Raw genomic sequence first — 19,502 nt, forward strand, 5'->3', positions numbered from 1 at the left:
TCGAGGTTAAGGTTGGCCACCATGGTTGCTTGTGCCGTGCTGCTAGGGGCCGGGTATATCTATCTTAGCCACCTAGACGACAAGGCCTGCAATACCGACCTGTTGTGGACCAGGGCCAGCGGTCTGTCGTCGGTTGAGTCCAGCAAGCTCCGCCTCACCGTCAGCTCCGACGGCAAGACCATCACCGCCACACCGATCGGCCGTCACGTGCTCCGGATCAACCTCTTCAACCTCTACCCCACCGCCGACACCGGCGGCTTCGCCGACAAGCAGCAGATTTCGCCCCGGGTGCACCCGGGCGATTCGGCGACCATCACCCTCCCGGCCAGCGTGCAAGCCGTTCGCGTATACGGCGCCCTCTGCTAGCCCACCCTCACCTTGGGCTTCGTCCAGGGTGAGCTCACCCCAAAATAGGTGCGGGCCGGCTACTAGCCGGCCCGCACCCCGAGGCTCAACATTGACCGAGCAGCCGCTCTATGGCTTCACTTTGAATGTCAACGGGTCGGTCGCGTCACTCGTATCGGCGCGCACAAACCAAGTGTGGTTGCCCACCGCCAAGCCGCTGACCACTTTGGATGTCGTGCTGGTGCTACCGCGCAAGATGTTATCCACATACAAACTGTACGACGCCGCCCCCGTGGCCGCCCCCCAGGTAAACGTCACCGGTCCGTTATTGACTGAGCTGCCATCGGTCGGCAGCAGTCCCGTAAAACCACCACCTCCGGCGCCTGTCACATTCACGCTTTGGTCATCGCTGCCCTGATACAGCCCGGCGTCAGTCACCACCGCCTTGAAGGTATGGCTGCCCGTCACAGTAGGCCCATAGGATACCGGGTACGTTCCCGAACCGTTAATAACCTGGGTCGACACAATCTGATCATCGAAGTAAACCTCGAGCTTATTGGCGGTAAACAGCCCCGACGTCACCTGTATCTGGAGATTATACGGCCCGCCCCCACCCGCGCCCGTGATAGCCACCACCGGTTTCGCATCGTCGCAATGATGCGCGTTGTCGCTCTCGGTCGGCAAATCGCCGCCGCTCGTCGAATACCCCGCCTTTTGCAGCGCCGTCAACCAGAGCTGGTATTGCGTGGGGTTTTCGCTTTTGGTAATTTCAGGCAGAATTGCGCTCGAGTGCACCGTACTCTTGGCGAGATCCGGCGTACACTCAGCCGCCAACTTACCCGACACCGTGTCGATCTGCGCGCTTTTGCCGCCCGCTGAGCTCATCGGCGTGTACCAGCTGGGAAAAACATCCACAGTAGTATTCTTGGTGCCCGCCGCCACCGCCCGCCCGGTCTCTTTGTCGAGCGACACCGTCTTGAGCTCCGATGGCTTCGCAAACGCATCGGTAGCCTTGCCCTGCACCACCAGGTTCATGTACTGCTGCCACACCGGCGCCGCCACGTTGGCCGCCGCCGAACGCATCGGCGCGTTGTCATTGTTGCCCACCCACACCGCAGCCACTACATCGGGCGTGAAGCCCACGGTCCAGCCATCGTTGAAGTACTCGGTGGTACCCGTTTTTACCCCCGCGTGCACGCAGTTGGTGTTGCTGTTATTGCCACAAATATTTTTGAGCATCAAGCTGTTGCCAAATACGAATTGCTTGGCAACGGTGTCGCTGAGCACATCGGCCATCAAGCCCGCCACCTGCGGGTCGAGCGCCTGCTTGGGCTTCTTGGGCTTGGTGTTGTCTTCCATCACGTTGCCCTTTTGGTCTTTCACCATCAGCAGCGGCGTCTGCTCATAGTGCAGGCCCCCGTTGGCAAACGACTCATAGGCGTTTGCCATTTCTATCGGCTTCACCTCCCCGGTGCCCAGTACGAGCGACAGGCCGTACTGATCGGCCGACTTGAGCGTAGTGATGCCCATCGCTTGAGCGGTCTGGAGCGAGTTGGAAATCCCGGCCATGGCCAGCGCCTTCACCGCCGGCACGTTGAGCGAACCGGCCAGGGCTTTGCGAATCGTAATGATCCCATTATTTTTGTTATCAAAGTTGTGAGGGTGATAATCGGGGTTTCCACCAAAGCTGGTCGGCACGTCGTAGATCGTGGTGCCCGGGCCATACGTGGGACAGTCGCGGGTTTTGGCACAGGCCGCATCCTTGTTTTTGGCAAACAAAGTAGAATACACAATCGGCTTGAAGCTCGAACCCGGCTGCCGCAGCGAGGTAGCCACGTTGAATTGGCCGCTGTTGGGATCATTGAAGTCGTGCGAGCCGATCATGGCCAACATGTGGCCGCTCTTCGGATCGGTTGATACCAGCGCCGCATTTGAACCCCCCAGCGCTTTTATATTCCCCATATTGTCGGCAATCGCCTTGCAGCCGGCAATTTGCTTATCGTAATCGAGCGTGGTGCGCACATTGAGCCCGCCTTCGGTGACCGTAGCTGTCCCATATTTGTTCTCCAAAACGTCTTGGGTGTAGAGCACAAAGTGGGCCAGGCAGGGGTCGAGGTTGGCATACAGATTCTGAACATGCGAAATCTTGGTAGACGTCGTCGCTAGGTCGGCCACGGTCCACTTGGCCGCATCCGCCTCGGCGCGGGTCGCGTAGCCCTGCTCTACCATCAGGTCGAGCACGATATGCTGGCGGTCGATGAGCTCCTGCTGGTGTGTGCCAAAGGGCGAAAAGTACGATGGGGCGTTCAGAATAGCCGCCAGCAACGCCGACTGGTCCAGTTTCAGATTTTTGGCGCAATGCTGGTCTTTGTCGGCCGTATCGATATCCATGGGGAAAAAGGTCTTGCACGCACTCTCGATCCCATAGGCGCGGTTGCCAAACGGAATTTCGTTCATATAAAACGCCAAAATGTCATTCTTCGAGAAGCGCGCCCCAATTTCGATCGACAAAATTAGCTCTTTAATTTTGCGCGAGAAGCTGTGGTCGGCCGGGTCGAGCAGAGCATTCTTAACGTATTGCTGCGTGATAGTAGACCCACCCTGATGCGTGCTGCGGCTCATGAGGTCAGCGAACCCAGCCCGCAAATACCCCACGAAACTAAAGGCCCCGTGGCGGTAAAAATCTTTGTCTTCTATGGCGATGGTGGCGTTTTTGGCCACCGCCGGAATTTGGTCAAACGAGATAATGCTGCGGTTTTGATCACCATAAAGCTCATAAATGAGCTTGTTGCCGGTAGAGTCATAAAATTTCGTCGTCTGGGCGGTCACCCGGGCATTAATCTTGCCCGGCGTCGGCAGATCCTTGGCAAACCACAAAAACACCAAAAAAATAAACAGCACACCGGCGCCGGCCAATTTGGCCACCCGCCGCAAGCCGTCGCGGCTCAGCCAATAAGCCTTGAACCGGCTGGGCGTAAACGAGAGGAAGAAATTTTTGATATGGTTTTTCGCGCCGCGAGTGTTGTCTTGAGACGGCTTAGCGGGCTTGCGGACATGTCGTTTGGCCATAATATGCGTTTTTCACCTATTCGAATAATACCGGCTTATTATACCACTCTCGCTCGCTAGCGCCCCCTCATGCTACACTACGTGCCATATGGAAGAATTACTCAGCCGCGGCGTCGATCAGATCGTGGGACGGGCCGAACTAGACCAGGCGCTGGCCAGCGACCGTAAACTTCGCATCAAATTCGGCGTCGATCCTACGCGCCCCGATCTGCACATCGGCCACGCTGTAGCCCTGCGCAAACTCCGCGCGTTCCAGGAACTCGGCCACACCGTTATATTCCTGATCGGCGATTACACCACCAAAATCGGCGATCCCTCGGGCAAAAACAAAACCCGGCCGATGCTCTCGGGGGCCGAAATCGCCGCCAACGTCAAAACCTATCTCGATCAGGTCGGCCTCATCCTCGACGTCAAAAAAGCCGAAATCCGCTACAACAGCGAATGGCTGAGCAAACTCAGCTTCGGCGACCTCGTCGGCCTCGCCTCCAACGTGAGCGTGGCCCAAATTATCGAGCGCGACGACTTCAAAAACCGCCTCGACGCGGGCATTGAGCTCGCGCTCCACGAGCTGCTCTACCCGCTCATGCAGGCCTACGACTCCGTGGCGCTCGAAGCCGACGTCGAGTTTGGCGGCACCGACCAGCTCTTCAACCTGCTCACCGGCCGATCACTCCAAAAAAAGCTCGGCCAAGCCCCGCAAATCGTATTCACCACCGAGCTGCTGGTGGGCCTCGACGGTACCAACAAGATGAGCAAAAGCCTCGACAACTATGTGGCCGTCACCGATGAGCCCACAGATATGTACGGCAAAATTATGAGCCTGCCCGATAACCTCATCGCGCCATACTACAAGCTCTGCACCGAAATTGAGCTCGCCATTATCGATGAGCTAGTGAAAACCCTGGCCGGCGGCGCCAATCCCCGCGACGCCAAGGCCTCGCTAGCCCGCGAAATTGTGCGCATCTACCACGGCGAAGCCGCCGCGCTGAAGGCCGAAGCCAGCTGGAACGCCACCTACCGCGACAAAAAAGGGCCCAGCGACGAGCAGATCGAAACTCTGAAAATCCATGCTCACGATTCCGCCACCGTTATCGATTTGCTGCCGCAGCTCCAGATCGTCCCATCTCGCAGCGAGGTTCGTCGGCTTATTAGTTCCGCCGGCATCCGCGTGAATGGCGAAGTCGTCACCGATGAGACCCTCACGCTCAAGCGCGAAGATCTCTTGCAGGTTGGCAAACGCCGCTTCTTTAAGCTTGATTAGGCCGGTCGCGACCGATTACATAGCACTATTCCAGAAACTGGAATAGTTGGAAGGTTACCACTAAATTATGGCTTGATATAGGGTTTATTTCGATCACCAGAGCTCACTATTCCAGAAAGTGGACTAGTGTCGCCAGCACGGCATGTCCCGGATTCGCGAAAGCACAAGCGCCACCCGCCCCGACCAGATTTGCTACACTACTCAAATGGATCAACCCACTCCCGCATCTACCCACGATTGGCAGCAGCGTCCCATTGGTTCGCTTAAGGGCGTCGGGGCCGAGGTCGAGCGCAAACTCGAGCGGCTCGGCATCGCCACGCTCGGCGACCTAGCGCGGCATTACCCCCGGCGTTACGACGATTTCTCCAAGATCATGCCTATCCGCATGATGCGCCCAGGCAACGTCACCTTCCGGGGCGAAATTGAGCGCGTCGCCAGCCGCTACGCCCGCGCCCGCAAATTGCACCTCACCGAGGCCATCATCTCGGACGGCACCGGCACGGTCAAAGCCATTTGGTTCAATCAGCCCTACCTCGCCAAAACCATCCCCACCGGCACTCCCGTGCTCGTGAGCGGCCAGCTCAAATTCGTCAGCAACGACCTAGCGCTGCAGTCGCCGGCCATCGAGGCCGTGGCGCCGGGCCGCATCACCAAAGACACCGCCCGCATCGTGCCCGTGTATCCCGAAACCGACGGTCTCTCGAGCAAACAGCTGCGGGGGTTGGTGCAACAACTCTTGCCGCTCATTAATACCCTTGATGAGACGCTTCCGGAATCCGTTACCACCTCCGCCAAGCTCGCACCACTGCCCAAGGCTCTGCGTGACATTCATTTTCCGGCCACCCAGGCCGCCCTCACCAAGGGTCGGCATCGCTTGGCATTCGAGGAGCTGTGGTTTTTGATGCTCACCGCGCTCGTCATCAAGCACGAAATCAAAACCGAAACCGCCCCGCAGGTGCCGTTCGATGTCGAAGCCGCCAAGGCTTTCGTGGGCGCACTCGACTTTGAACTCACTCCGGCCCAAAAACGCGCTGCCTGGCAAATTTTTCAGGACCTCGCCCGCGACCAGCCCATGAACCGGCTGCTCGAAGGCGACGTCGGCTCGGGCAAAACCGTGGTCGCTACCATGAGTGCCTACATGGCGCTGCGCGGCGGTTTCCAGGCCGCGCTCATGGTGCCCACCGAAATTCTCGCCCGCCAACACGCCGCCAAGCTCACCCCGCTGCTCCAGCGGCTGGGCTACGACGTGGTCGTGGTGCTCGGCAAGCAGCCGGCCGCCGAGCGCGCCGCGGCCGCCGAGCGCATCGGCGCGGGCGGCGCGCTGCTCGTCATCGGCACCCAGGCGCTGCTCGGCGACAAGCTCGCCATGCCAAATCTCGGCCTCGTCATCATCGACGAGCAGCACCGCTTTGGCGTGGGCCAACGTGCTGGCCTCAAGGCCAAAGCCGGCCGCCTGCCGCACCTGCTCTCCATGACCGCCACGCCCATTCCGCGCAGCCTCCAGCTCACGGTGTACGGCGAGCTCGACATCTCGGTGATCGAAACGCTGCCGCCGGGCCGCAAACCCATCACCACCAAAGTGCTCGACGCTCCCCAGCGCGACAAGGCCTACACGTTTATCAATGAGCAAATTGACGCCGGCCGACAAGCCTTCGTCGTATGCCCTCTCATCGACGATTCACCGCTCCTGGAAGCCAAAAGTGCCACCGCCGAATACGACCGCCTGGCCAAGGGGCCCTTTGCCCACCGCCGCCTCGGCCTGCTCCACGGCCGCCTCAGTCCCACTGAAAAGCAGGCCGTCATGGATCAATTCGCCGCCGGCGAACTCGACGTACTCGTTGCCACAAGCGTTATCGAAGTGGGTATCGACGTCCCCAACGCCGCGGTGATGCTCATCGAAGGCGCCGAGCGGTTTGGCCTGGCTGCGCTCCATCAGCTGCGCGGGCGCATCGGCCGCGGAGAACACCCCTCGCACTGCTTCCTGGTAGCCAGCTCCAAAGCCCCGGGCACGCTCGAACGCCTGCGCGCGCTCGAAAAATCTCAAGACGGCTTCCGGCTGGCCCAAATTGACCTCGAACTCCGTGGGCCTGGTCAAATCTACGGCCGCCGTCAGCATGGCACGCTCGACGTGCAGTTGGCCGACACCACCGACGTCAAATTCCTAGCCGCCGTCCGCGGTGAAGCCCTCAAATTCCTCTCCGATCCCGCCGCCATGATAAAATACCCGGAGGTAGCCGCCAAAGTAAACGCGCTCAAAGCCGTTACCTCATTAGATTAAGAAGGCATCATGTACGCAGGCTTCATCAGCCCCAAACGAGTCGTAAAATCCGCCGGCATTCATCAGCGTCTCGACAGCGCCGCCTACAAAATGATCGCCCACTACCTCCCCGACGACGCCTTCCCTGAGCTCTCGGCAATTTTGAGCTTCGAAGGCTACAATGGACCCGATGGACTCAACTCCAAAATTGGCCTGCGGCCCAAGGGCAGCGACCCCACGGGGCAAGACAACCACAATCCCAGCCACCTGTACGATCCCGTGAGCGATTCTGGCGAAGTGCCAATGCACATCGCTACGCACTACCGCGGGCTCGTGGAGTGCCTGGGCAGCGGCGACATGATCCGGGCTGCATTCGAGGCCGCCTGGCTGGCCCATTACGTGGGTGACGGCCTCACGCCGGCGCATCACTTCCCGCTCGAAGACAAAATTGCCGAAGCCGCTGCCAAGGCCTCGCGAGATCTCGAAGCCGGGCGTTTCAGCCAATTTGCCGGCAAGATTCGCAAAAACTGGGATATTTGGGGTGCCAAGGGCCACATGACAACGCACCAAAACTTCGAACTCGGCATTGCTTTTGCCCTGCTGGTATTTCCTATCAAGCCCCAATTTGACGACCAAGAGCTCGGCCGCGCCCGCCAGCTGGGACCCGTGGAATATTTCAAAAACGAAGCCCGCGAAATTGCCGAGCTCGATCTGTACGACCGCTTCTACAAAGAGGGCTGGAACAACGACATCGCCTCCATGATCAAGCGCGTGCTCGCGCCCAAAGCCGCGCGCACCATCGGCCTCATCTGGCTGCTGGCGCTGCTCGAAGCCGGCCAGCGCATGGTGACGGCCGAGCCGCCGGCATGAAAATCCTGGCCGGCTCCCTCGGCGGCCGCTTCATTGCTCAGCCACCCAGCCGCAGCGTGCGCCCGCTGTCCGAAAAGGTGCGGGGGGCGCTGTTCGACATCGTCGGCGACATCACGGGCTTCACGGTACTCGACGCCTACGCCGGCTCCGGCGCCGCCGGCTTCGAGGCCACCAGCCGCGGCGCCACGCTCGTAGACGCCATCGAGGCCAATGCTCGGGTGGCGCGCACCATCCAATCCAACGCTGCCGCCCTCGGCCTCGATTGGGGCTACGTGCTGCACCAGCTCACGGTCGAAACCTGGCTCGCTTCGCCCGCGCAGCAACCGTCGGCGCCGCGCTACGGCCTCATCATCGCCGACCCGCCCTACGCCCAGCTCGATCCCGATGTCATCGCCCGACTCGCCGCCTACCTGGCGTCGGGCGGCATTTTAGCGCTATCGCATTCCAGCAAGCTCACCTCACCGAGCATCGAACCCCTCCGCCTTGTCAAATCCAAAACCTACGGCGACACGGCGTTGAGTTTCTACGCGCTCCCGAATAGCACGTAGTGAAAATTTACTACCATTCGAGGTATGTACCAAAAAGGTAGTAAAACACACAAGAGGCTCACCCCAACTTGCGCAAACGCGCCCCGTAGCTTAGCTTTAGAGAGCACGCGGATGTGGTGGAATGGTAGACACGCTAGCCTTAGGAGCTAGTGGGGGCAACCCCGTGAAGGTTCAAGTCCTTTCATCCGCACCAATGCAATTATTCGCCGCCCGTGCCTTGTGTCCTGCCACCTCCCAGCCTATGCTTAATGCAAGACTAGAAAGGCATCCGCAGCACATGCAAAAAATCCTGCTCGTCGAAGACGACCCTCTCATTTATCGCCTCTACCAAAAGGTTTTCGCCCTCGAAGGCTTCGAAGTGCAGCTGGCTGAAAACGGCCAGTCGGCGCTCGATCAGCTCAAAACCTTTCACCCCGACATCATCTTGCTCGATATCATGATGCGCGCCATGAACGGTCTGGAGGTGCTCGACAAACTAGGAGCCGACCCCACAACCGCCACGATCCCGGTGCTCGTGCTCACCAACATATCCGACACCCGCATCACCCAGCGCGCCACCGAAAAAGGTGCCGCCGCCGTGATGATCAAAAGCGAATCAGAGCCAGACGCCGTGATCGCGATGGTGCGGAGCATCCTGGCCAAGCCCGCCGGGCAATAGCCCTTACCGCGATGCCAGAAACGTACCATCAGCAGCTGCGCCGCCAAATCAACGAAGCCCTGGGCGCAGATGCCAAGCTTCCGGCCGACCTGCAGAAGTTGCTGCACCACATCAGCGACACCTACAGCCAATTTGACGCCGAGCGAGCTCAGGCCCAAACCACCATCAAGCTCCGAACCGAGCAGCTCATGGCCTCCACTTCTCGGGCATACTCGTTTCTTGATAGCCTGCACAGGGGATTCATCATGTGCGACGTCAATCCCGAAGTGGTCCTCACCAATCTCTCGGTGCGCGCGATGTTGTCTGCCGACGAACCCCCGTCGCCATCCGGGGCCAACCGCGAGTGGACGCTCGCCGCAATCGATACCCTCTTGCAGCCCGCCTTGCACCTCAAAGACCTCATTCGAGCCAGCCTCGCGTCAAACCAACCCCGCGAATTCAAAGAAGTTAGCTTTGGCAAGCGCGTTCTGCGGTTGTTCATCGCCCCCATGATCAACGAAGTAAACGGCGACCAACAACCAATCGGGGCAGTGATACTCGTGGAGGACATCACCGAGCAGAAGGTATTGGATCGCTCCAAAGACGAATTCTTTTCCATTGCCTCCCACGAACTGCGCACCCCGCTCACCGCCATTCGCGGCAATGCCTCGGTCATCAAAAAATACTATGCCGAAAGCCTCAAAGACCCCAGCCTCGTCGAAATGATCGACGATATTCACGAATCATCCGTGCGCCTCATCGAGATCGTCAACGATTTCCTCAACGTTTCGGCTCTCGAGCAAGGCAAAATCCAAATGAACCCCGAGGCGTTGGCGCTGGCTGATGCCGTCAGTGAAGTCACCCGCGAGCTTCAGGCTTTGAGTGACGCCAAAGGCCTTGCCCTGGTCGTCGACCCGAGTGTTCCAGCCGCACCATTGGTAACCGCCGATAAACAGCGCATCAAACAAGTCATATACAACCTCATCGGCAACGCCATCAAATTTACCGACCAGGGCAGCATCACCGCCACGGCGCGGGCCGACCAAAACTTCGTTTACTGCACCGTTACCGACACCGGTCACGGCATGCCGCCCGAAAGTCACCGGCTGCTGTTTCGCAAATTCCAGCAGGCCGGCAGTAGCCTGCTGACCCGCGACAATACCAAGGGCACTGGTCTGGGCCTCTATATATCCAAGCTTATCGTGGAGCTTTCGGGGGGCAAGATCGAGCTGGAGCACTCTGAGGTGGGCAAAGGCAGTGCATTTACGTTTAGCCTGCCGCGCGCCGCTTCCAGACAATAAATCCCAAAAGACGCTCGCCGAGGCAACGGTATCCAAAACCGCGCCTCGGCGAGCATTGGCGTGGATCGCGCACGTCCTAGCCGCCCACGATCCGCCCTAGCGTTCAGCCCGCCACCATGGCGATGATCGAATAGAAATCCCGCCAGTTCAGTACCAGCGAGGCCTCGCTATCGCTCAAATTCGGCTGGCTGCGCACCGTAGTGTTGCGCCACCCCCGCAAAGGGGTCAGCAGCCGAGCCCCCCAACCCCGGCGTCCAACCACTTTTTGGCTAGCCTCCACATGTGTGCGCCAAACGATGACGAGCCGTAGACACGCCAGTGCTACCTGCGCTGCCAGGCTAACCCCGCTAAATCCCGCCGAACCCGCCAGCGCGAAGTGCCCGGCTTGAATGTACTGCGGCGCCACCTTAAATCCTGTTGCGCTCGTAATGCGTGCCCTGCGCGCCGCCACCGCGGGCAATTCCCGGCTTCGGTGCTTCTCGAGCCAGGCGCCCGTCACGAACGCGGCGGCTATGCTCACCAGCACGCCGTCGGCCGGATGCAGTCGGGCTCCATATTGCGCCAGAAAGATCGTAGCGACAGTATTGTAGATGGTTATGAACCCGAACATCATAAACTGCACTCGCAGCAGATGTCGCGTCCGAAAGCGCGCCTCTGCCTCCACGCGGGCGGACTGCCGCCAAACCCCGGGATATAGTGAAGCTTGCACGATGGCAAACCCCTCGCCGATCAAGATGTAGCTATAGAGAACTCCTTCGGTTGATGCGCGGATTCGAGTTAGCTGGGCTACTTCATAGGTGAGGGCAAGGACTACGCAAAGGCCAGGAACGATGAGCATCTCCCATCGATGCCGCCACAAAATATGCCGCCACGAAGCCGGAGGCTGTGCAGTCAGAATCATCGCGAACTACGCTCCTTAAAATGGAGGTGGATGGGGGAGGGTACGCGGACTGGTGAAAGCCCCAGGCATTATAAAAACCAGCGAATCGATATTCAACTCAATCTACAAAAAATCTTTTTGCACCATCTTATCGCCATCCGTTGGGCCACGTAGACACCGACTCCACCATTTCTATACGATAAAACCGTTAAGAAATTATTAAGAAAAGGAGTCTCATCATGTCATTAACAAAGCTGCGATCAGCGCTAGCGGCGGCGGTATTGCCGGTGGCCGCATTTATGCCGCTGCTCGCGCCGGCCGGGACGGCCCGGGCATTTTCAAGCTGCCCCACCGACCCGCTATCGGCCCTCACCCCGTACGAAGCAAATTATAACGACTCAGCCGCTGTCGATGTCGGCGTCAAATTCAACGTGCACGGCGCGCCGTTTGTGCGCGGCGTCAAATTCTACAAAGGCACCGACAACACCGGCACCCACGTAGCGCACCTTTTCGACTACTCAGCTTCCACCGAGCTCGCCTCGGCCACCTACACCAGCGAAACCAGCACTGGTTGGCAGACCGTAAACTTCTCGAGCGACGTGCCGGTGGACGACACCCACACCTTCGGCGTGTGGGTTGAAATGCCCGACGGCCACTACGCTGTTGATGGCGCCGGCGGCAACGGCACCAACAACTTTGGCGCCACCCCCGGCGGCCACGGCCAATTCGGCACTGCCGATGACGTGGTCGTGATTCCCCAGGGCAACTCGGGCATCTACGAGTACGAGCCGCAAGCCGGCGTGCCTAGCAACACCACCGACCTCAACTACTGGGTATCGCCCATAGTCGGCGACACCACCGCTCCGTCGGTTGAGGTGGGCAACATGTCGGTCACCGATGACGCTTCCGGTCCCTCCGTGGATTGGGACGCCCCCGGCGCGGACACCAACGCGGCCACCAGTGATGGCACCCCGGTCCGGACCGCGGTTGAGCGCATCCAGGGCGAAAGCAGCGACTGGATCGTTGGCAGCCAGTCGGGCGATCTCTCAAGCTGGAGCGACGGTCCCAACGACCCCACCGCCCTTCCCGGCACCGCGTACACCTACAAGGTCATTAACTACGACGGCTGCGGCAATGCCTCCTCCGGCGCCACCGACACCGTAACGACCGCCAGCCAATCGCTCGACCACATCTTCTCGGGCAACCCGGCCAACACCGACACGGGCCAAACCGACCCGCTCACCGTCGGCCTGCGCTGGCACGCTGATGAGCCCGGCTATGTCTGGGGCGTGCGCGTGTACCGCGCCAGCGGCACCCAGTACACCGGCAGCCTGCAAAACTTCGTTAGCCTTTGGGATACCGCCTCAACCACCACGGCTATGGCCACGCGCAACATCCCTCATGGCAACAACCAATCCGGTTGGATTGACGTACGCTTCGACGCACCCGTAGCCGTGGACGCCAACCACGACTATGTCGTGGGCTACCTCAGCCGTAACGGCCTCGAAACCTACACCAACGGCACCCTGAGCAGTGACGTCACCAACAGTCACCTCACCGCCGTCGGCGACACCGAGGGTACACCCAATGGTGTCTACTCAACCTCGGGCGGCTACCCCGGCACCCGCTCGGGCAACGACACCTGGTACGGCCTCGATGTAGACTGGTACCCCGCTCCGTAACGCTTACGGAAAACCGTTCACACGAAGGGCCGGACGCTGGTTGTCCGGCCCTTCCCTTGACTCTTGCATGTTCGCAAAATGTTCGGTATATTTCTCTCGGTCAGCAACTATAATGAATCGCAGAAGGGGACCAACCATGGCCGAGTTAACCGCCGCCGCTGTTCGGACAATCTTTAAAGAGGAATTCTCCGATCTTCGCGCCGAAATGCAGCAGGGATTGACCATCGTAAAGCAGGAATTCGTAGGCGTCAGATCCGAAATGAAGCAAGGACTTGCAGGTATACGGTCCGAAATGAAACACGGACTCGCGGACGTCAGGTCCGAGATGCAGCAAAGCTTTGCAGCTATACGGTCCGAAGTGGCTGCAGAATTCACCAACGTTCGCGCCGAAATGAAGCAAGGCCTCGCGGACGTTCGGGCTGAGATGACCGCCGAATTTGCGAATGTCAGATCCGAGATGACCACCGAATTTGCCAACGTCCGCGCCGAAATGCTCGATGGCCACGACCAAATTCTCGAAGCCATTCAGCGCCTGAGCGACGAAGACCGCGACGAAATGGCCGGCCTCACCGGTCGTTTGCGCAATCACAATGAGCGTATCGCCCGGCTCGAACGGCTGAGCGATCTGCGGTAGTTACGCCCCCGCCTTCACGAGTCGCTCCACCTCGGCCAGTGTCGGCAGGCCCGGCCGCGAAATTTTCAGCGCTGCTGTGGCACTGCCGTAGCGCATGGCCGTCTCCAGATCTTTGCCGGCCCGCACCGCCGCGATGACCCCGGCATTGAAGCTATCGCCCGCACCCACCATATTCACAGGTCTCACGTCATGGGCCGGCACTCGAACGACATTGCCACCTACCAGCCCCCAGGCACCACGCGCGCCGTCTTTCACCGCCACCCGCGTGTCGCCCCAATCGTGGTCTTCAAGCCCAGCCTCGATCGCACCAAACCCCCACAGCGCCAAAAACTCATCGCGACTCGGGAAGTAATAATCCGCCCGACGCACCAGTTCGCGCACCATGGCAAGATCGCCCTCGGTCGAACCGGCATTTAGCCGGCCGTGATCTACCACAATTCGCGTATCGGTCGCCCTCGCTCGCTCGGCCAATTCTTCATAGGCTGGCAGCAGCCGCTTGAGCTTAAGACAGCTGCCTAGGTACAAATACTCCACTTCGGGTAGCAGCGGTTCGGCCCGCTCCAACACCTCATCGGCCGTCAGAGCCTGGTTGGCCGTGCCCATCGCCGCCATCAGGGTGTGCGCCTGGTCATTCACGAAATTCATGCCAATATTCGTATGCACCGCCGCATCAACCACTAGCGCCGGTCGAATTCCGGCCTGCTCGATCATTCGCGCCAACATTTCTCCGGGCCGATCTTGCCCAGTTTTGCCCACCATCACGGCCGACAGCCCCAGCGCGACACATAGCCGGCTAAAATTCAGCGCCGAACCCCCAAGCGTAAACTCGTAATCTCCGGCCACCAACTCGGTCTCCACGGCTAGCCCGCGCTCATCAAACGGCGCACCGGTTGAATTAATGTCGATATACACCCCGCCGACAGCCAAAAGCTCGTATTTTTTCATGACTCGAGCATACACGAACGGCCATCCCGCCGGCTAGCCAGTCGACAAACAACACCGCAGAGCGTATCGTATGCCTGCCCGGAAAGAGCACTGCCCAACAGAGTTAGGAGCCCAGTATGGGCAACCCCCCGTACGATCGTGAGCAGGTAAACCAGTCCATCTATGCGCTGGGGCCATCCATCGTGGATCAAATGCGCATCCTGCACCCCGCTCATCACAGGGTCGATGCACCGTACGGTTTCATGATCCTCGACCCGCAAGTCCACGCCGTCAATCGAAACAATGCACTGGGCCTGAGCAATCCCCTCAAGGAAGCCCGGGCCTATCTGGGGGCACGCCTCGTGGGGCACTATGTGAGCCCCGCCGCTACCGCGAGAAGCCACGGACGACCGCCGCTCGCTGGCGCGATGAGCCTAGCGGCGGCGGTCGCACTCATGCGGTATCGCAATCAGCTCAGCGACAACACCGCTGGAATATTCGACCGCGAACAGGGCAAAACCGGCTGGCAGAGCTTCCTCGAGGTAAGGCCGGCGCCGATCATCCCGACTACCTTCAACGGCCCCGCCTTCATCATCGTGGCTGGCGGTTGGCCACAGGAGGACCACGTCGCAGCGACGGCGATCGAGCTCATGGCCCATGCGCTCGATCTCGCTTTCGGGGATCGTCCGCCCATCCTGCGATGACTACAGCTCATCTTCCGGGTGCGTTCCGCCGGCCCCCACTATCCCGGGGGCCGGCGGGACCACCGCTAACGCTTTGCGTCGGCCGCCAGCCGTGCTAATCTAGTACACTATGGAAACCAAGCTTATCACCCGCACCGACACCGAAATTCAGTTCACGGTAGTCCTCGACGAGGCCTATCTCAAGCCCATCAAGGCTGAAATGTTCGATCATCTGCGCGGCCGCGTCAAGGCCGCCGGCTTCCGCCCCGGCAAAGCTCCCGACATGATCGTGGAGCGTGAGCTTGGATCGGGCACCGTTCACAGCGAAATTATCGATCACGCTATTCAACATTCGTATCCCGATGCCATCAAGGAGCACGCCGTCCAAACCGTTTCCGGCCCCAAAGTATCGCTCGAAAAGTTCGTCCCCTACACCGAACTCGTCTATAAAGTGACCGTCGAGCTCCTGCCCAAAGTCAAACTGCCCGATTTCAAAAAACTACGCGTGAAGCGACCCGCCATCAAGGTCGAAAAAGCCGAAATCGAGCGCACCATCGAAGACTTGCGCCGCCGTGAAGCCGCTCGCCTCGAGAGCGAGCAGCCGGCCAAGAAGGGTGATGAAGTCAATTTTGATTTCGACGGCACCAAAGACGGCCAGTCCGTCTCCGGCGCTTCGGCCAAAAACCAGACCCTCCAGCTTGGCTCTGGCCAATTTATCCCCGGCTTCGAAGACGAAATGATCGGCCTCAAAAAAGGCGACGAGAAAACCTTCGACATCCGTTTCCCCGAAAGCTACCACGAAAAAACCTTGGCCGATCAGGTGGTCACCTTCGCCATCAAGATCAACACGGTCACCGAGCTGGTGCTGCCCGAGATCGACGAATCATTCATCAACGCCGTCAGCCCGTTCAAATCACTCGACGAGCTTAAGGCCGACATTACCGCCAAAATCTCCGGCGAAAAGGCCGAAGCCGCCTCGCGCGAGTACGAGCAAGAAGTCCTCAATAAGCTCCTCAAAAATTCTGACTACCAAACCCCTGAGACGCTCGTGGAGCAGCAGCTGGAGCGTATGCGCACCGAGCTCGAACAAAACCTCGCCTACAGTGGGCTTGATCTGACCAAATACCTCGACCTCTCGGGCAAGACCCGCGCCGAGCTCGACACCGAAATGCGCCCCGAAGCTCAGCGACGCGTCGGCCTGGCGCTCGTCCTCACCGAAGTGGCCGCGGCCGAGCAGTTGAGCGTGAGCGCCGAGGAACTCGACGCCGAAATCAGCCGCCTCAAGCAATCGTACCCCGACCCTAGCACCCAGGCCGAACTCGAAAACGCCAGCACCCGCGAAGAGGTCTACAACCATCTCATGAGCTCCAAAGTCATTGCCCGGCTCGTCAGTTACGCCGAAGCCAAATAGCGCACCCCGGGGCTAGCACTCGCATACCACGAGTGCTAAAATAACCCCAGAATGTGAACAAGGAAGCCCCCATGAAGCCAACCAGCCAATCCATTTTGATCCCCACCGTCATCGAGAAAACTCCCGGCGGCGAGCGCGCTTACGATATCTATTCGCGTTTGCTCAAAGAACGCATCGTGTTTCTGGGCACCGGCATCGATGACACGGTCGCCAACCTCATCGTGGCGCAGTTGTTGTTCCTCGAAAGCGAAGATGCCAGCAAAGACATTCAGCTCTACATCAACTCACCCGGCGGGCAAGTGTACTCGGGCCTGGCCATCGTCGACACCATGCACCTCATCAAGCCGGCCGTTTCCACTATCGTGGTGGGGGTGGCGGCCTCCATGGGTGCCATCATTGCCTCTCAGGGTGAAAAGGGCAAGCGTTTCGCGTTACCAAATGCTAAGATAATGATGCACCAGCCGTCCTCAGGCTTTGAAGGCACTTCGGCCGATATCGAGATCTCGGCCCGCGAAGTGCTCAGCCTGCGTCACCGCATCGACGAAATGCTAGCTGATGCCACGGGTCACCCCATCGAAAAGATCAATCACGACACCGATCGCGATTATTGGCTGACCGCGCAGGCCGCCGCCGAGTACGGCGTGATCGACAAAGTCATTACCAAATCCGCCTCCGCTACGAAATAAGCTTAAATTCCCAGGAGTCGCCCGCTTGAAGCGCCGCACCGAGATACCGGCCCAGTTCGTCACTGACGACGCCTCGATCGTCCGTAATGCCAGCTTCAATCGGCTCTGGAGCGCGCAGATTCTGTCGCAGATTGCGCAGAACCTGCTCAACTTTGCCCTCATCATCCGCGTCTTCCAGCTCGCCCAAGGCACACGCCTCGCCAACGTCTCGGTGGCACTGCTCATTTTGAGCTTTGGCATCCCATCGCTGCTCTTCGCCGCCGCGGCCGGCGTGTACGTGGATCACTGGAACAAAAAGCGGGTGCTCATCATCGCCAATGTCACCCGGGCGCTGCTGGTGCTCGGGTATTTGGCCTTCGAGCATAATCTGTATCTCGTGTTGCTGCTGACCTTCCTCATCTCCACCGCCACCCAGTTTTTTACCCCCGCCGAAGCCGCGGCCATACCGGCCCTGGTGTCCAAAAAACACCTCCAGCGCGCCAATTCGCTGTTCGTTTTTACCATCTACGCCTCGTTTATAATTGGCTATTCCGCTTCGGCGCCGGTGATCGCCGCCTTTGGACCCAGCGGACCGTACATCCTCACGGCTATTATGTTTGCCCTAGCCTCGGCGCTGGTGTGGGTGCTGCCCGATATTCAGGTGGAACGCTCCAAGGGCATGCCATTTAGGCACGTAGTGCGCCATACCTGGAGCGAACTGCGCGACAACTGGGAGCTCATTCGCACCACTCACAATCTATCGTTTCCCATCCTCCAGCTCACCGTCGCGCAGTCCATTCTGGGAGTCATCCTGGCGCTCGCTCCGGCTCTATCACTGGCAGTTTTAGGCTTGCCATTGCAAAATTCATCGCATTACCTCATTATTCCAGCCGGCATTGGCATGGTGCTTGGAGTAGTACTCATTGATCGCCTAACGGCGCTCGTGCCACGCATCCGGCTTATCGTGGGCGGGGTGATCGCCGGCGCTGTCGCTCTCACGCTGCTCGGTTTGGCCGACCGCTTGCACCATTTCACCGACGGCAAGGTTATGCTGGCGCATTACCAGATCGGCCTGATTGTCATCCCGATTGTTTTCATGCTGGGGTTCACGAATGCGGTCGTGTCGGTGGCAGCCCAAACGCTGCTGCAGGAAAACACCACCGAACAGAGCCGCGGCAAGGTCTTTGGCGCGCTCGGTATGATGATTAACATCGCCGCCACGCTGCCCATTTTCTTTGCCGGCATATTAGCCGATCTCACGAGTGTTAATATTGTCATCTCTACCCTTGGGCTCCTTCTGCTTGCATTTGCTCTCGGGCAATTTTGGTACCTCCGCCGCTCTGGTAAACTCGGCTAATGGTTTCCCGCCTAAGTTCTCAGGCCACCGCTTGAGCTCTTGGGTTGGAGTCCGACCTCGAGCCTGCGCCCGAGGTCGGACGGTTGTGGTGAATGGTCGCTGCCTGACCACCCGCTTGCCGTCGGGCGTCATGCCCGCCGACACGAGGGACGCGGGCGCGCCGAGGGCCGTCGTCTCCCCCTACCTGACCTTCCACGAAGCGCTTGAGCTCTGTCGGAGTAGCTGGATTGGGACTGCCGGTTCGGTGAGCGGTCGCGGTCGTCGCAATCATTTCGTTAGGGGCCGAGAAAGCCCTGCGGTAATTCCTAGAGCCTGCCACTCCATCTCGATGATGAGGATAGCTCGATGGAGGGAGGACCCGCCCGGCACCAAGACCGGGCGGGTCCTCGTCCCGGAACTAGCAGCCCAGCTGGACCGCCGGTACCGGCTTACTCACTACGCTCAGAATCAAGCTCCCTGGGTACCCGGCAGATGTGTCGCCCCAGCGATTCGGGTACGAGTGCTTCTGCCACCAGTCCAGCGAGTGCGGTGACACCAGCTGTACCCGGCAGTCATGCGGCGTGCCGACGATCAGGGTCTGGCCTGCGGGGCATGGCCGGGTAGACAAGGTCACCAGGTCGCCGGATTCCACTACCAGCGGGGTGCGGGTGCTGTCGGTGGCCTGGACCTTCCGGTCCAAGACGCACGCCCGGATCGGGCGACTCGAGTTGGCGACCAGCTGTTCGAAATTGATGCTGGCAATCTTTGTCCCCTCTGGTAGGCGCGGCGCACGAGATGCGGGGCCGGGAACGGGCCGCGCCGAGGTGGGCGCAGCTGCGCGCGTCGTTGCCGTCGCGGAGCCTCCCGGATCGCTGGTGCAGCCTGCGAGCAGGAGGCCTGCAGTGAGGCCCAGCCCTGCGAGCAAGGCAGTCGTTCGTGTGAAGTGCACAGAAATCACCCTTCGGTATCGGTACTAACGACGCCTATATGTCTACACGC

At 59.7% G+C, this 19,502-nt stretch carries 17 protein-coding genes and 1 tRNA gene; 14 read left to right on the forward strand and 4 right to left on the reverse strand.

What is annotated here, in order from left to right; all coding sequences use genetic code 11:
* Window positions 1–21 precede the first annotated feature (21 nt).
* Window positions 22–366, forward strand: coding sequence for a hypothetical protein (locus VMT30_06915; protein HVQ44665.1), 345 nt, complete (start codon window positions 22–24; stop codon window positions 364–366).
* Window positions 367–474: 108 nt separating this feature from the next.
* Here the strand turns inward: VMT30_06915 and VMT30_06920 are convergent, their stop codons facing one another.
* Window positions 475–3,414, reverse strand: coding sequence for a transglycosylase domain-containing protein (locus VMT30_06920; GenBank protein ID HVQ44666.1), 2,940 nt, complete (start codon window positions 3,412–3,414; stop codon window positions 475–477).
* A gap of 88 nt (window positions 3,415–3,502) precedes the next feature.
* Here VMT30_06920 and tyrS point away from each other — a divergent pair, with 88 nt between their 5' ends.
* From tyrS to VMT30_06955, 7 genes are all read left to right on the forward strand, one after another.
* Window positions 3,503–4,675 carry a tyrosine--tRNA ligase gene (gene tyrS, locus VMT30_06925; GenBank protein HVQ44667.1) on the forward strand — a complete coding sequence of 391 codons (1,173 nt, stop codon included), beginning with the start codon at window positions 3,503–3,505 and terminating at the stop codon, window positions 4,673–4,675.
* 205 nt (window positions 4,676–4,880) lie between these two features.
* Window positions 4,881–6,953, forward strand: coding sequence for an ATP-dependent DNA helicase RecG (recG, locus tag VMT30_06930; protein HVQ44668.1), 2,073 nt, complete (start codon window positions 4,881–4,883; stop codon window positions 6,951–6,953).
* A gap of 9 nt (window positions 6,954–6,962) precedes the next feature.
* Window positions 6,963–7,802, forward strand: a complete 840-nt coding sequence (locus VMT30_06935; GenBank protein HVQ44669.1) for a hypothetical protein — start codon at window positions 6,963–6,965, stop codon at window positions 7,800–7,802.
* A complete protein-coding gene (locus tag VMT30_06940; protein HVQ44670.1) occupies window positions 7,799–8,350 on the forward strand; it encodes an RsmD family RNA methyltransferase in 552 nt (183 codons plus the stop codon). Before VMT30_06935 ends, VMT30_06940 begins: the two co-directional genes overlap by 4 nt.
* A gap of 107 nt (window positions 8,351–8,457) precedes the next feature.
* Window positions 8,458–8,543 (forward strand) — tRNA-Leu (locus VMT30_06945).
* Between the two features lie 84 nt (window positions 8,544–8,627).
* A complete protein-coding gene (locus tag VMT30_06950) occupies window positions 8,628–9,008 on the forward strand; it encodes a response regulator (GenBank protein ID HVQ44671.1) in 381 nt (126 codons plus the stop codon).
* Between the two features lie 11 nt (window positions 9,009–9,019).
* Window positions 9,020–10,288 carry a HAMP domain-containing sensor histidine kinase gene (locus VMT30_06955; GenBank protein HVQ44672.1) on the forward strand — a complete coding sequence of 423 codons (1,269 nt, stop codon included), beginning with the start codon at window positions 9,020–9,022 and terminating at the stop codon, window positions 10,286–10,288.
* 103 nt (window positions 10,289–10,391) lie between these two features.
* Here VMT30_06955 and VMT30_06960 read toward each other — a convergent pair whose 3' ends face one another.
* Window positions 10,392–11,189: a hypothetical protein gene (locus VMT30_06960; protein HVQ44673.1), complete on the reverse strand. Its 798-nt coding sequence runs from the start codon at window positions 11,187–11,189 to the stop codon at window positions 10,392–10,394.
* A 218-nt stretch (window positions 11,190–11,407) separates the two neighbouring features.
* Between VMT30_06960 and VMT30_06965 the strand changes: the two genes are divergently transcribed.
* On the forward strand, window positions 11,408–12,850 hold the full coding sequence (locus tag VMT30_06965; GenBank protein HVQ44674.1) for a DUF4082 domain-containing protein: 1,443 nt from the start codon (window positions 11,408–11,410) through the stop codon (window positions 12,848–12,850).
* A 136-nt stretch (window positions 12,851–12,986) separates the two neighbouring features.
* A complete protein-coding gene (locus VMT30_06970; protein HVQ44675.1) occupies window positions 12,987–13,484 on the forward strand; it encodes a hypothetical protein in 498 nt (165 codons plus the stop codon).
* Here VMT30_06970 and VMT30_06975 read toward each other — a convergent pair whose 3' ends face one another.
* Window positions 13,485–14,429, reverse strand: coding sequence for a carbohydrate kinase family protein (locus VMT30_06975; protein ID HVQ44676.1), 945 nt, complete (start codon window positions 14,427–14,429; stop codon window positions 13,485–13,487). It lies immediately after the preceding gene.
* A 116-nt stretch (window positions 14,430–14,545) separates the two neighbouring features.
* Here VMT30_06975 and VMT30_06980 point away from each other — a divergent pair, with 116 nt between their 5' ends.
* The 4 genes from VMT30_06980 (at window position 14,546) to VMT30_06995 (ending at window position 18,524) form a co-directional block, all read left to right on the forward strand.
* Window positions 14,546–15,112: a hypothetical protein gene (locus tag VMT30_06980; GenBank protein HVQ44677.1), complete on the forward strand. Its 567-nt coding sequence runs from the start codon at window positions 14,546–14,548 to the stop codon at window positions 15,110–15,112.
* A 109-nt stretch (window positions 15,113–15,221) separates the two neighbouring features.
* On the forward strand, window positions 15,222–16,502 hold the full coding sequence (gene tig / locus VMT30_06985) for a trigger factor (GenBank protein ID HVQ44678.1): 1,281 nt from the start codon (window positions 15,222–15,224) through the stop codon (window positions 16,500–16,502).
* A 71-nt stretch (window positions 16,503–16,573) separates the two neighbouring features.
* Window positions 16,574–17,188 carry an ATP-dependent Clp protease proteolytic subunit gene (locus VMT30_06990; protein ID HVQ44679.1) on the forward strand — a complete coding sequence of 205 codons (615 nt, stop codon included), beginning with the start codon at window positions 16,574–16,576 and terminating at the stop codon, window positions 17,186–17,188.
* Between the two features lie 25 nt (window positions 17,189–17,213).
* Window positions 17,214–18,524 carry an MFS transporter gene (locus VMT30_06995; GenBank protein ID HVQ44680.1) on the forward strand — a complete coding sequence of 437 codons (1,311 nt, stop codon included), beginning with the start codon at window positions 17,214–17,216 and terminating at the stop codon, window positions 18,522–18,524.
* Window positions 18,525–18,921: 397 nt separating this feature from the next.
* Here the strand turns inward: VMT30_06995 and VMT30_07000 are convergent, their stop codons facing one another.
* Window positions 18,922–19,452 (reverse strand): hypothetical protein, encoded by a 531-nt coding sequence (locus VMT30_07000; protein ID HVQ44681.1) that lies wholly within the window; start codon window positions 19,450–19,452, stop codon window positions 18,922–18,924.
* Window positions 19,453–19,502 lie beyond the last annotated feature (50 nt).

The organism is Candidatus Saccharimonadia bacterium, assembly GCA_035544015.1.
Classification (GTDB): Bacteria; Patescibacteriota; Saccharimonadia; order UBA4664; family UBA4664; genus UBA5169.